A 13,939-nucleotide genomic window follows, 5' to 3' on the forward strand; every position below is an offset into this window, starting at 1 on the left:
TTAGGGGATGCATGATGCATCCCCTAATTTTTTATGTTCCTATATGTTTATGCTTGAGGTGAAGACGGTGTAGAAATACTGGACAATGCTTGTTCAGCTTCATTCGCATATTGGTTTTGTACAGCAAGGTCTCCTAATGCAACCATTCCTACTAATTGTCCATTTTCAACAACGGGTAAACGACGGATTTGTTGCTGAGCCATTAAATTAGCCGCTTGATGTACATCCATATCAGGTGTCCCTTCGACCATTTTTTGTCCAGTCATAACCTGAGATACTGGAGTCCCAGCATTTTGTCCTTGTGCGGTAGTACGTAACGTAATATCACGATCTGTTACGATTCCCACCATTTGTCCACTATTATTTACAACTGGGACAGCACCAACATTATATTGACTCATTATACCTGCTGCTTCTTGTACAGACTGTGTTTCATTCACCGTCATAACATTCTGTGACATGATATCTCTTAAGTATTGTGACATTTAAGCAACATCCTCCTTGTTTTTTGTTTCACTTTTAGGTTGCCTACTTTTTCCGTTGTTATGCATTGTTCTTCCTTTACTTTTTAGTTACTTTGTTCACCTCGGAATAAATTCCCATTGATATTTTTATCCATACTACCTATAATAAGAACAAATGTTCCTGTGGATATAAATAAGATACTGCTTTTCGCAGGTCTTTCATTAGGTGGTGAACTATATTGGATTATTCCTCCTATCCTAGAAATGATGTACTTTGTATTGATATGCGTTCTTTTTACGCAAGTGTAGAAGCAATAAAATTAGGTCTAGACCCGATGCAAACATTACTGGCGGTTGTTGGTGATCCAAATCGTTCGGGCAGTATTGTCTTAGCTGCCTCGCCAGCATTAAAAAGGAAGCATGGTATCAGTAATGTTAGTCGTTTTTTCGAATTACCAAACGATCCTGAAATTCATATCGTTCCGGCACATATGGCTGACTACATACAAGTATCCTTAGAAATCACCAAATTAATAAATCAATACGTACCAAAGGAAGCCATTCATCAGTATTCAGTCGATGAGGTTTGGGTTACTGTAAATGGACTAAAAAAGCTATTTGGAAATCGGTGGGATGTAGCTAAGAAAATAAAGCAAGATATTCTAAACAACTTTGGTATAACCGCATCAGTTGGAATTGGTGACAATAAATTTCTTGCAAAAGTTGTTATGGATCTCCACGGCAAAAAACTTGGTATTGCTGAGTGCAAATATGAAGATGTGGAAAGGAAACTATGGCCTTTTCCTATTGAACAAATTTGGGGAATTGGCAGTAGAATGAAGCGAAATCTCAATCGAATGGGCATTGTCAATTTAGGGCAACTTGCCAATTATGACTTGGAGCATTTGAAAAAGCGTTTTGGGATTATGGGAGAGCAAATGTATTGGCACGCCTGGGGAATTGATTTAAGTCCTGTGTATGGAAACTTTACAAAGACGGAACAAAAGGGGTTTGGACATGGAATAGCTTTATTACGTGACTATACGAAAGAAGAAATCGCAACCTGCATACTCGACCTCTGTGAAGAAGTATGTAGGAGAACACGAACAGCAGGGAAAATAGGGAAAACAATACATCTTGGCATTGCTTATTCTAAAGAAACCGGTGGCGGCTTCTCTCGTTCAAAATCAGTAGAAATTCCTACAAATGTAACAATGGATGTTTACCATGTTTGTATGCAGTTATTTAACCAGTTTTATGATGGAGAAAGTAATATTCGGCATGTTTATGTGACACTAGATAACTTATTTGATAAAGCAGAAACACAATTGGACCTATTTGAAGACCGTACTAAAAAAACAGATATTGGTTATGTAATGGATGCCATTCGGGATAAATATGGATCAACAGCCATTCTTCGTGCTTCCAGTTATACAGACGCAGGTATAACCCTGGAACGCAGCAAGAAAATCGGTGGTCATTTTGCATAAAGTGAAATTTCAATCAATGGGGTTTTACTTTCCTTTAGCCTGCGATAAATCCTTCCTATACGAGTAATATTTTTTCTGCCCCTGCTTCATAAGCATGAGGCTTTCACTTTAGCAAGTCAGTTAATAAGGATGAAATTCCAAAATTATACCAAGTATTGAAGTTTAATCGGTAATTTTAAAATCCTTATAAATATGCTTCACCTTTAGTAGGGTTTTTCAAGAAAGGCTAATTTTCGTTTGTATTTTGCAACAGGGGATCAAAAGAGAGATGAACGATACATGAGTTTAGGAAACATAAAGCAGGAAAGCTGTGTCTATGATGGTAACAGTGAATCAATCCATACAATTCTTACAAGAAACGTCCCCAAATCCAAATCAAGTCCTAGATAAAGTTATTAAACCTAGAAAATAACGAATACTAAGTCCAACTAATTGAATTTACCCCTCTCTTCATGTAAGCTGTATGGAGAATATTAAAGAAAGCGTGTTTATTATGGGTATAATCATAATAGAAGTATGTGACTATAATTTACTATCATCGGAAGAATTAGAAGAAGTATTCAATCGTCCCGAAGTAGCTGTGATGAGTTACGAATGCATGAACTATTGCGGAATGTGTGCCATGCGTCCATACGCCATGGTAAATGGAAACCGCATTTTTGGAAAAAACAGAGAAGAATGTATAGAAAAAATAAAAATAGCAGTAGAGAAGGAACTAGAAGAAATAGAAAATTTTTAAATAAAAGCTATTGGCATAACTGATCGACAATTAAAGGATTACTCGATTGATGAGTAATCTTTTTTAATTCCCCACTGTATGATTGCTAGTATTCTTCAAATCAACTAAACCACAACAGAATAGTGTTTTCTATATTGCAAAATAGCATAAACACCTAAAAAATTTTCCTAATACAGTTTTTTGAGATTGGTTATTTCATAATTAAAAAGAATCCATTTTGAGAAATGATTGAACAAAATGGATTCTTCCCCAATCAGATTCGATTTTTTCATATGATAGAGGTGACCCTAACAGATGGATAACCTCAAGTGGCCGTTCCCAGATAATGATGCTCTATCCTTTCATATCTAATTCCATTGGTGGCTTTCCTTTTTTATTCATTAATCGTATACTAATTGGATGAACCTCCAATAGTATGTAATTCGAATCTTCCGGACCATCGAAATATAGTTTCATGTCGTCATGCCAAAATTCCTTTTTCAATTCTTCTGATTCATTAAAAGTAACCTTACCTTGATATTCGACGTATGCATCACCAAATCCATCACCATCATATCCAATAATAATATGTGTATATGGATTAGCATTAATTTCCTCTGTTTTATCTGTATTCCTATCTGTCGGAGTATACAGGGTTAAGTCTCTATGGAAAAAGGTCATATATCTAGAATGAGGTTTATTATTTTTTACTGTTGCCATTGTTCCAGTATGACTTTCATTCAATATTTTACCAATGCTATCTCTGATTTCAGTTTGACTCACCTACAACCACTCCTATTTTAATGATAGTAATAGTATTTGTACGTATGTTTAAAAATATATATGGCTAACTAATTTTTTTGGTCATATTAGAAAAATTCATCTAAGAGATCTTTCTAAGTGAGAATTTGCAAGTCATTCATCGAACGTAAAACACGATGGACCTGTTGTTCACCTGCTTCCACCCACCTGCTTTTATCCAATATCTTTCCATCTTTATCAACAGGATTCTGGAATTGATTAAATCCCGTTGTAGTTAATAACGAATTTTCATCCCAATCCAGTCCTATATTCACGACATGTTTTATGACATATGGTTTTCCAAATTGAATATATGCACCAGGTCGATCCAGTTCCCCTTCCAAAACATCAAAGGGGATTCTTATGTAGATTGTCTCTCCACCCTCTTGGCATAATTTCATATCAAATTTTCCATGGTCGTATTCATAGTTACTGCAAAAGGTAAACCCATTAGCCTTAAATACTTTATACACCTCACCAAAGTATACCTTTATCCCTTCAATATCAGTCTGTAATTTCAGCATAGTATTCACTCCTTTGATAGCCAGTATTAACTTATTGAAGAAAAGAATACATGTGAGACAATCAGAATCCAGTAATTTTTTATGCAATTCTCTCTACCTAGACGTTTTTACTTTTATTAGATATAATTTACTAAAGTAGGAATTTTGTAAATAATTGAGATACTTAAGAATAGGGGAGAATTTTATGAAAATAGCTGTTGAAAATGTCGTTACAGAATTAAAATCGTTTCTTCATAACGACCAAGTTAGTACAAATCAAACCATCCTAGAACAGCATAGTAAAGATGAATCCTACCACACGCCTAGTCTTCCAGATATAGTGGTTTATCCAAAAAATACCGAAGAAGTCAGTGATATTGTAAAAATAGCTAGAAAACATGAAATACATATTACACCATTTGGTCTAGGTTCTTGCTTAGAGGGACATGTTATCCCTTATGAACATGGTATTACCATTGATTTTTCATTAATGAATAAAGTATTAGAAGTAAAAGAAAAGGATTTTATTGTAAAAGTACAACCAGGAGTTACTCGTAAACAATTAAATAGTGAACTAAAAAAATATGGATTGTTTTTCCCCGTCGATCCTGGTGCAAATGCAACGATTGGTGGGATGACGGCTACAAACGCAAGTGGTACGATGTCTGTTAAATACGGAATTATGCGTGATAACGTTCGAGATCTAGAAGTAGTGCTTGCTGATGGATCTATCATACATACTGGTAATATAGCAGCAAAATCTTCTTCAGGACTTCACTTGAATGGGTTATTTGTTGGCTCAGAAGGTACACTTGGGTGTTTTACGGAAATCACTTTACAAGTTTATGGTATACCAGAGTTCATAACCGCCACACGTGCTTCATTCCCAACTATTGAAGACGCCGTAGAATCTGTTGTTGCAATCCGTCAAGCTGGAATTCCTCTAGCAAGAATGGAACTTATAGATGAACAGTCTATCGTCCAAGTAAATATGCATTCTGATACAGACTATAAGGAAGTCCCGACCCTTTTCCTGGAATTCCATGGAAATGAAGCTGGACTAAAGCAAGACGTGGAATTTACAAAAGAAATTGTAGAGGATTTCCATTGCACGGAAATTCAATTTGAAACAGACAATGCTGCAAGAAATAAATTATGGGAAGCACGGCACAATTTAGCCTATGCATACATCCATGCTAACCCTGGAAGAAAATTAATGGTTACTGATGTTTGTCTCCCAATCTCAGAGTTGGCTGGAGCAATCCGTCATGCTAGAGAAGCTTTAAATAAGGTGGGATTACCTGGAGGAATTGTTGGTCATGTTGGTGATGGTAACTACCACGCACTTATCATGGTAGATACAGACAATAAGGAGGACATTAAAAAAGCAGAGGAATTCAATGCTCAACTTGTAGAATATTCTTTATCCCGCGGAGGAACATGTACAGGAGAACACGGTGTTGGAGTAGGTAAAACGAAATACCAGAAACAGGAACACGGTGAAGCCCTTCAACTAATGACTGGACTTAAGAAAACCATGGACCCAACAGGATTATTTAATCCCGGAAAGATATTTTCAGACTAATATTTATTGTCCCTTTTACTAACGAACATATTAAATAGGGATCCTATCCTACAATGATTAGATCTCTATTCTTTTTGTATTAGTGAATAGATATATGAGACCTATTTTTTTATCATTTTCTAAAGCCGAGGAAATTCTATTTCTTCCAGTCTTGGAAGAGATTTTTGGATTCATTAATTGGAACGCGAATGGCCAATACGGAAATCAACAGGCACATAATTACTGTACATTTTCCTACAACTGCATACTTAAAAAAACAGCAATATCTATGAAAAAAGCCAAACAGAAAAAGCAGACGTATTTTTGCGTCTGCTTTTCAGTCACTTCTATTCCGTTAATAATGGATAGTATCCTTCTTCATTGTGTGTTTCTTTACCAACTAGTGGTGGATTAAACACGCAAATCATTTGCATTGTTTTTCGAACACGTACTTTATGTTTGTCATTGTCATTTAGTAGATACATTGTATGTGGTTTTAATTGCCAAACCTCACCTGTTTCTACCTTTTCAATTTCACCTTCACCTTCTATAAGGTAAACTGCTTCGATATGGTTTTTATACCAGAAATAATTTTCTGTTCCCGCTTCGATTGTTGTATTCGTTACACTAAAGCCTACACCGTCTTTTTTTAAGACAAATCTACGGCTTGCCCAAGTTTCTCCTTTTGTTTCATCTTCTGTACCAATAATATCTTCTAAAGATTTTACAATCATGTTAATATCCCCTTTAGTAGTTAGATTTTTTCTGTATTTTTAGCTTTATCTATTTAGAAAGAACCTTAGCGATACTTTCATCAAGGATGTCAAAACCTTTATTTAAACCATCTTCATCAATAATTAATGGTGGTAAGAATTTTACAACTTCATCCTTAGGTCCGGACGTTTCGATAATTAAGCCACGATCAAAGGCTTCTGCACAAATTTCTCCTGTAAGTCCATCGACATCTATAGCAATACCTTGCATTAAACCTCTTCCACGTGCTTCTCCATTTAATTCCGGATATTTAGCAATAATGGCTTCAATACGATCTTTTACTAGGTTTGCTTTTTGTTTTATTTCTCTTGAGAAGTCATCTGTTTTCCAGAAATTTAATGCTTCTTTAGCGGCAATAAATGCTAAGTTGTTACCACGGAATGTGCCATTATGCTCACCTGGTCCCCATTGGTCATACTCCGGTTTTATAAGAGTTAATGCCATTGGTAAACCAGCACCACCAATTGATTTAGATAGGCATACAATATCAGGATTAATACCAGCAGGTTCGAAACTGAAGAATGTACCAGTTCTACCACAGCCAGCTTGAATATCATCAACAATTAATAGGATATCCCAGCGACGGCAAATACTTTCAATCTTCTTCAACCATTCCATACGAGCAGCATTAATACCACCTTCACCTTGAACCGTTTCCAAGATGATAGCTGCTGGTAATGCTACTCCACTACCATTATCTTCTAAGAATCTTTCTATATATGCAATGGAATCCTGATCTTCTACATAGTCATCAAAAGGCATAGCAACTGAATGATGTAGTGGTACTCCAGCTCCATGTCGTTTAAATGAATTACCTGTTACAGATAAAGATCCAATTGTCATTCCATGAAAGGCATTTGTAAAGCTAATTACGGTATCGCGTCCAGTTACTTTTCTAGCAATCTTTAATGCACTTTCTACTGAATTCGTTCCTGTAGGTCCGGGAAACATTACTTTATAGTCGAGGTTTCGAGGTGTTAGTATGACTTCTTGGAACGCTTCTAGAAATTCCTTTCTCGAAGTTGTTCCCATGTCGAGGCTATGAAGAATCCCATCCTTTTGAATATATTCTATTAATCTTTCTTGCATTGACGAATTATTATGTCCATAGTTTAATGTGCCTGCCCCAGCAAAAAAATCAATATATTCTTTTCCATCTACATCCCATAGTTTATATCCTTTTGATTTTTCAAAAACAGTAGGCCATCCACGACTGTAACTTCTAACCGCAGATTCTAGTTCTTCAAAAGTTTTCATTCTATCATTGCTTATCACAGCAGTAGTCATCATCTCATCCTTTAATTAATTATTTTTCAAACGGTCCAATCTTAAACAACAGTTCATCCTCATGTCCTGATTCAGGAAAATCTTCAGCAGTAAAATAGTCGCTAATTTTCCAATTCGTTTCAAACTTACGAGCAAGACCTAAAAACAAACGTTTAGACGGCGTGTTTGATGGTGATACGGTTGCTTCTACGAACTCAACATCATTACAAGCGGACCGATCTAATAATTGAAGCAACATTTTCGTTGCTAATCCATTTCCTCTTGCCGATTCATGAACTGCTACCTGCCAAATAAACAACGTATCTGGCTTTTCTGGATGAATAAATCCAGAAATAAAACCAACCACTTTTTGTGTATCCTTTCTTACAACAACAATGGATGTATCAGAAAACATTTCACACCACATTAAGTAGCTATAAGAAGAATTTAAATCAAGATTCCCCGTATGTTTAACAAGCTCCCACGCAGAAGCTCCATCTTCTTTATTTGGCTTACGGAAATGAAATTCCGTTGTCGTTATTTGCAACTTATCAACAACTTCCGAAATATTAATGCTTTCACCTCCTGGATTTCTTGGTCAAAATTGATTACGTGTATTAGCTTATATTCATTTATATGAATCGTCAAAATGGATTAAACGTGATTTATCGGCTTTAATTCCGATTGAATGGGATTAAGTAATATTAAGTGCCAAAGCCTATAAAATACTACCACATAGTATCAAATAATAATCATTTCAAAGAATTCTGTAAAGTCAAAAACCAGCAATCCCTTTCATATCAAGGGATTGCCAGCCTTTTATAAAATAGAGGAAAATTATTGAAAAAATTGAGTGACATCGCTTACATATGCATAAATTAAACTTATCTTAGATTTTTCACCTATATTCGACATAACATTTATCACTAAATATACAAAAGAGTTCTGTACCGCTAAGCCTCTATTGGATGATTCCATTTATCATCATTTTAATAAGTTCTTGTAATAAATAAGGTGTTTCTTCTAAAGCATTTTGTAAATGCAAACGCTCTGTTCGCTTATGTGGATCTTTTCCATATGGACCAATATTTAAAACAGGCGCTTTTAGTTGTTGCATTTCGTCAAACGGTATAGTATACGTATCGTTCCAAACTGGAGTATTTTCCTCAAAAGCACCCCATCCAACTTTTGATCCCTGATAATTTACATAGCTTAAATCACATATTCCATTAAAGTAGTGAATTTGCTTGATTGGAAGCTTAAACTTGTCCATTGCCTGTTTTTTTAAAGAAGGTACAATTTTTTCTATCCATTTATCTTTAGATGAGTTGACAGATGGATAGAATGGTGGTGCGAGCAGAATAATAATTGCTGGAGCTAATTCCTGGCAATATATCATTAATTTATCTGTTATTCGCAACGACTTTTCCCTATCGTCCCAATCATCACGAGAAATAATATCTGCCTTGATTTCTTTAACTTTCTCCTCGCCTAATTTATCGATTGCATAATGAAGGAGGTCCTTATATTTAATAACTTTTATCTCTCCTATTGGATTTGTATGATGTTTCTTACAGATATTTTTATAGTCATTATTACATTTCTCAGCAGCCTGTTTGGCAACCTTTTCAAATAGTTGAAACACATCTGTTATGTTTCGCTTAAAAGTAAAAATATTATATAGTGCAGTGGAACGATATGGAGTTTGGGTGGAATACTCAGGGTTTAGATCTGTTTGCAGTAATGTAAGAGGCAACGGGGTTTTCTCCCCATATACGTTTTCCTGAAAATCATCATTCCATTCCATTTCTCTAGTCAAATAAGAGCTAATAAAAGGAGAGGTTATTCCTCTTAACGGTTCTCCAGCATGTGTTTCCTTTCCATAGAATAATGAAGCTGCCAATACCTTTCCAATAGTACCGGTATATATATAATAATCATCGTTATTTGGTTCCAGTGAAAAAACTGGTTCACTATTTAAAAATAGTTTATAACGAAGGTCATGCTTTTGTGCTAACTTTAGTAAAGTAGGGACTGCAAATCGCATTCCAGCTGAATTCACTTCTTCATCTGGTACAGTTAATAACAATATATTGATTGGCCAATTCTCAGTACTAGCTTTTTCAAGTAGGCTCAAATGTAGGACTAATCCCATCTTCATATCCATGGTTCCTCGACCGAATAGGTAATCACCAGAATATAAATCTTCTATGACATCATTAGATAATTCATTTTCCTTCACCCTCAAAGCCTTAGTAAGTTCCTCGGCCTGTGTTGATAAGTGCTCCAAGTCACCAAACTCCTCTGTATTCACCGTATCAAAATGACTAATTAAACAAACTGTATCCCTGGCATTGGGATGGTTATAAAGAGCAGTTAGAAACTTTCTTCCTCTTTCGGTATCATAAATTTGGAAGTAACCAGGGTGCTTTTGGAAATATGCAAGCTCCTGTAGCTTCTCTTGTAAATTTAATGGAAACTGTCGCTCCCCTTCAGATAATGTAATACTTTTCCAACTGACAAGCTCCACTAATAAGGACCTTAGTTGTTCAGGGGTCTGCCATCGTAAGTTCTCCATTTGCTGATCCTCCCTCTTAACACGGATACTATACCTTAGCATTTTTCCATAATATACTATGCACCCTACAATAACTTTCCACTATATAGAAGAATATTTTAACTAAAAACACTACCTTGATTTCTAGAAGTGCCAATTGCTCAATCTTTACATGATATATATTTTATCCAATAGCAACGATCTTAGAAATCAGCCACAAAAAAGAAAAGATATCCGCTAAATCCAACAGCGGATACCTTCTTTATTTACTATGCTTTATTTACCTTGTAGTCTTTAACAACGGCTTTTGCGGAATTTTGTTTTCGTACAAAATGATCCGAGCCTAACCAAGCTGCAAGTGCAAAAATTAAATAAATAGCTTGTGTCGCCTGTGCACCCTGTAACAATATTTGTAATCCCATACCAAGCCCCAGGGCAGGAATCACTAATAAGAATGTTCGAAAAATCCGTTCAATTCCTTTGAAAGGAGGAAGTGGCCAAATACGTGAAAAGAAGACCCCTAACACTACACCAATACCTGTTACAACAAAAAGTTGGAAAAGAACGATGGGAGTAGGAAATGGCCAGCCCAAACTATAATGACCGAGGAGATAGAACATTTCTAAAAAAAGTGTTATTCCAACCACTTTTTGAAACGTTTTGATTTTTAACCATGGATGTGCAACGAAAAATAACATCATACTAATCCCTAAAGTAATAGTCCAAAACATTGATCAGCCTCCTCCCTGCCAAAGCTTTTAACTCTTAATCTTTCAACCTAATACAATTCTTCTTTACTTGCTGCAATCTCATTTTCTTCATCCATTTCAGGTGCTCGCACTTCTACTATTAATTGCTGAATCTCTTTTGGTGGTGCTTCTGTATTACGAGAAACAATAAAACTTACAATAAAATTCAGTAACATTCCTATTACCCCAACTCCTTGAGCATTTATCCCAAAGAAACTTGGCATAATTGCACTATCTGTTCCAAAAATGGTTTCAGACAAAATAAGTCCAATCATGACCAGTGTAAATGTTAAGCCTGTTAGAATCCCGGCAATAGCACCCTCTTTATTCATTCGTTTATCAAATATCCCCATCAATATGACCGGAAATAGACTTGCTGCACCTAATCCAAATGCTAAAGCAACTACTTCTCCAGCAAACCCTGGTGGTTTAATACCAACATATGCGGCAATCAACAAAGCAATGAGTAAAGTAATTCGACCTACACGTAACCGTTGTTTTTCAGTGGCCTGTTTATTAAAAATCCTATAGTAAATGTCGTGTGATACCGCACTAGTCATGGTAATTAATAAACCAGAAGCGGTTGAAAGTGCTGCAGCCAATCCGCCGGTCGCTACTAAAGCTATAATAAACGGTGCTAAGTTAGCTACTTCAGGTGTCGATAGAACGATAATATCCCCATCAATAACGACTTCATTATCCGGCCCTTCGGTAAAATTAACGATACCATCTCCATTTAGATCGTTAAATTCCAATAAACCAGTAGTTTCCCATTTATTTACCCACCCTATTTCCGTCACTTCTTCAAGAGGTTCATTAGCAATCGTGCTTATTAAATTATATTTTGCAAAAGCTCCAACTGCTGGTGCAGTTAAATAAAGTAAAGCGATAAATACAATAGCCCAAACGGCTGACCATCTAGCTGAACGCACACTTTTAACCGTATAAAAGCGTACAATAACATGAGGAAGCCCAGCTGTACCAGCCATTAATGCTAAAGTGATCATAAATACATTTAACATAGACAAATCAGTAAACGGTGCCATATATTCTGTCATGCCAAGATCCACTTGAACCTGCCCAAGACGTTCTACAATATCACTCCCAGTTAGTCCCAATTGGGGAATTGGGTTCCCAGTTAACTGCATGGAAATAGCTCCTGCAGGAATCAAAAAGGCAATAATAATAACGAAATATTGAATGGCCTGTGTCCATGTTACCCCTTTCATTCCACCAAGCAGGGCAAAGAAACCAACAATCGCCATTCCAATTAATACTCCGACAACAATATCAACCTGTAAGTATCGGCTAAAGACGATTCCTACGCCACGCATTTGTCCGGAGATGTATGTTAACGATATAAATATGGTAGCAATCGCCGCAACAGCACGTGCACTACTAGAATAAAAACGATCCCCTATAAAATCAGGTACGGTAAATTTTCCAAACTTTCTTAAGTATGGTGCTAATAAAAGAGCCAATAAGACATAACCACCGGTCCACCCCATTAAATAAATGGTTCCATCATACCCTAGAAAAGCTACAAGACCGGCCATAGAAATAAAGGATGCAGCAGACATCCAATCAGCAGCTATAGCTGCACCATTAGCAACAGTTGGTACATTTTGTCCAGCTACATAAAAGCTAGATGTATCACGTACCCTTGACCACCAACCAATCCCTGTGTATATAGCAAATGTTATAATAACCATGATAATCGTAATAGCTTCTACACTCATCCTATATCCCTCCCTTTAATGTATGATCTATTTATCGTCCTTCATTTTTACTTTCTTTTTGTATTCTCTATCTAATTTATCCATTTGCACGGCATAAATTAAAATTAACAATATAAATACTAGAATAGCGCCTTGTTGGGCAATCCAGAATGATAAGGATAAACCAAAAAATGGTACCCTATTTAATGGTTCCGCAAATAAGATCCCTCCACCAAATCCAACTACCGCCCAGACAACGAGTAAACTGCTTATTAACGTTACATTTTTCTTCCAATAACGGCTTTGTTGTTCATTCAGTGTCTTGTTTTTCCCTCTTTTATCCAATTTTCCCCCTCCTCTAGAACACTGTTGTATGCACTACTTCCAGATCAAATCAATCCTTAATTACTCTTAAGACCACCTCCGTAGAAAACGTTTACATCCTATCCATTAAAAAATACTGAATATAACTCCAAGCAATATTCAGTATATAATCCCTAAGTATTAATCATTATGAATCAATCATGAAATGTAGATAACCTTGCTTTACTTGTAGATTTTGTTGCACCAATGGCAATGCTAATCCACTCCTTGTATAACCTCAAATAATCCCTTTGCAGCTGTACGGCTTACAGGAACCTTTGATTTTAAACGATCATTTATTATCAAATTATAAGCACCATTAAACCAAGGGGTTATCATTTCAATAGCATCTAAATTTACTAAATAACTGCGATGTGAGCGATAAAAAGGAAATCCAATGAGCTTATCCTCTAATTCCTTCAAGCTCATCTTTGTTTCTATTATCCTATTATCTAATGCATGTATACGAAGGGTCCGTCCTTCTCTTACTGCATAGCCAATTTGCTCTGGTTTAATGATGATTATTTTTTCTTCCTCTGTCACTACTAGCTTATCTATTTTAGGCATATTCGATTCCTTTGAAAGAACAACCTCTCTTATACGGTTCATAGCCATTTGAAATCTTGTCTTATCAAAAGGCTTCAAAAGGTAATCCGTAGCATGTAATTCGAAGGCTTTTACACCATAGTTATCATAAGCTGTTGTGAAAACAATAACTGGCTTTCTATTACTTTTTTTACTATGAAGAGTTTCCGCTACTTCTATCCCCGTTAATCCTGGCATATGAATATCAAGAAAAATGACATCAGGATGATACTTTTCATATAGAATCAATAATTGTTCACCATTTTCAGCACTAGGCAATAATGAAACATCTTTTTCCTGTTGTAACAAAAATTCTAGTTCCTCACGAGCTAGACGTTCATCTTCGGCTATCATCACATTTAGTTTCAATTTCTCTTTCCCTCCTTC

14 protein-coding genes are annotated in these 13,939 nt (G+C 35.9%); 3 read left to right on the plus strand and 11 right to left on the minus strand.

Annotated features, from left to right (window positions below; genetic code table 11):
* Nucleotides 1–47: 47 nt before the first annotated feature.
* Entirely contained in the window at nucleotides 48–485 is a 438-nt protein-coding gene (locus CAO17_RS09390) for a CBS domain-containing protein (protein WP_085992563.1), read from the minus strand.
* A gap of 218 nt (nucleotides 486–703) precedes the next feature.
* On the opposite strand from CAO17_RS09390, the gene CAO17_RS09395 reads away from it, so the two are divergent.
* Both CAO17_RS09395 and CAO17_RS09400 read left to right on the plus strand, forming a co-directional pair.
* Nucleotides 704–1,954, plus strand: a complete 1,251-nt coding sequence (locus tag CAO17_RS09395) for a DNA polymerase IV (protein ID WP_085992564.1) — start codon at nucleotides 704–706, stop codon at nucleotides 1,952–1,954.
* Between the two features lie 493 nt (nucleotides 1,955–2,447).
* Nucleotides 2,448–2,693 (plus strand): YuzB family protein, encoded by a 246-nt coding sequence (locus CAO17_RS09400; RefSeq protein ID WP_085992565.1) that lies wholly within the window; start codon nucleotides 2,448–2,450, stop codon nucleotides 2,691–2,693.
* 333 nt (nucleotides 2,694–3,026) lie between these two features.
* Here the strand turns inward: CAO17_RS09400 and CAO17_RS09405 are convergent, their stop codons facing one another.
* Together CAO17_RS09405 and CAO17_RS09410 are read right to left on the minus strand one after the other, a co-directional pair.
* Nucleotides 3,027–3,455, minus strand: a complete 429-nt coding sequence (locus tag CAO17_RS09405; RefSeq protein WP_085992566.1) for a pyridoxamine 5'-phosphate oxidase family protein — start codon at nucleotides 3,453–3,455, stop codon at nucleotides 3,027–3,029.
* A gap of 113 nt (nucleotides 3,456–3,568) precedes the next feature.
* Entirely contained in the window at nucleotides 3,569–3,997 is a 429-nt protein-coding gene (locus CAO17_RS09410; RefSeq protein ID WP_085992567.1) for a YugN family protein, read from the minus strand.
* A gap of 184 nt (nucleotides 3,998–4,181) precedes the next feature.
* Between CAO17_RS09410 and CAO17_RS09415 the strand changes: the two genes are divergently transcribed.
* A complete protein-coding gene (locus tag CAO17_RS09415) occupies nucleotides 4,182–5,561 on the plus strand; it encodes an FAD-binding oxidoreductase (protein WP_085992568.1) in 1,380 nt (459 codons plus the stop codon).
* Nucleotides 5,562–5,887: 326 nt separating this feature from the next.
* On the opposite strand, the gene CAO17_RS09420 is transcribed toward CAO17_RS09415, so the two are convergent.
* The 8 genes from CAO17_RS09420 to CAO17_RS09455 all read right to left on the minus strand — a co-directional run bounded on the left by CAO17_RS09420 (nucleotide 5,888) and on the right by CAO17_RS09455 (nucleotide 13,921).
* On the minus strand, nucleotides 5,888–6,274 hold the full coding sequence (locus tag CAO17_RS09420) for an ectoine synthase (protein WP_085992569.1): 387 nt from the start codon (nucleotides 6,272–6,274) through the stop codon (nucleotides 5,888–5,890).
* A gap of 49 nt (nucleotides 6,275–6,323) precedes the next feature.
* Nucleotides 6,324–7,601: a diaminobutyrate--2-oxoglutarate transaminase gene (gene ectB, locus CAO17_RS09425; protein ID WP_085992570.1), complete on the minus strand. Its 1,278-nt coding sequence runs from the start codon at nucleotides 7,599–7,601 to the stop codon at nucleotides 6,324–6,326.
* Between the two features lie 19 nt (nucleotides 7,602–7,620).
* Nucleotides 7,621–8,127, minus strand: coding sequence for a diaminobutyrate acetyltransferase (gene ectA / locus CAO17_RS09430; protein WP_085992571.1), 507 nt, complete (start codon nucleotides 8,125–8,127; stop codon nucleotides 7,621–7,623).
* 414 nt (nucleotides 8,128–8,541) lie between these two features.
* Complete coding sequence (locus tag CAO17_RS09435; protein WP_085992572.1) at nucleotides 8,542–10,158, minus strand: M20/M25/M40 family metallo-hydrolase; 1,617 nt, start codon at nucleotides 10,156–10,158, stop codon at nucleotides 8,542–8,544.
* A 248-nt stretch (nucleotides 10,159–10,406) separates the two neighbouring features.
* Nucleotides 10,407–10,868, minus strand: coding sequence for a hypothetical protein (locus tag CAO17_RS09440; protein ID WP_085992573.1), 462 nt, complete (start codon nucleotides 10,866–10,868; stop codon nucleotides 10,407–10,409).
* Between the two features lie 47 nt (nucleotides 10,869–10,915).
* On the minus strand, nucleotides 10,916–12,625 hold the full coding sequence (locus CAO17_RS09445) for a sodium:solute symporter family protein (RefSeq protein WP_085992574.1): 1,710 nt from the start codon (nucleotides 12,623–12,625) through the stop codon (nucleotides 10,916–10,918).
* A gap of 27 nt (nucleotides 12,626–12,652) precedes the next feature.
* On the minus strand, nucleotides 12,653–12,949 hold the full coding sequence (locus CAO17_RS09450) for a DUF4212 domain-containing protein (protein WP_085992575.1): 297 nt from the start codon (nucleotides 12,947–12,949) through the stop codon (nucleotides 12,653–12,655).
* Nucleotides 12,950–13,183: 234 nt separating this feature from the next.
* Nucleotides 13,184–13,921, minus strand: coding sequence for a LytR/AlgR family response regulator transcription factor (locus CAO17_RS09455; protein ID WP_085992576.1), 738 nt, complete (start codon nucleotides 13,919–13,921; stop codon nucleotides 13,184–13,186).
* Nucleotides 13,922–13,939 lie beyond the last annotated feature (18 nt).

The sequence above is a fragment of the Oceanobacillus senegalensis genome, assembly GCF_900176885.1.
Lineage (GTDB): Bacteria > Bacillota > Bacilli > Bacillales > Amphibacillaceae > Oceanobacillus > Oceanobacillus senegalensis.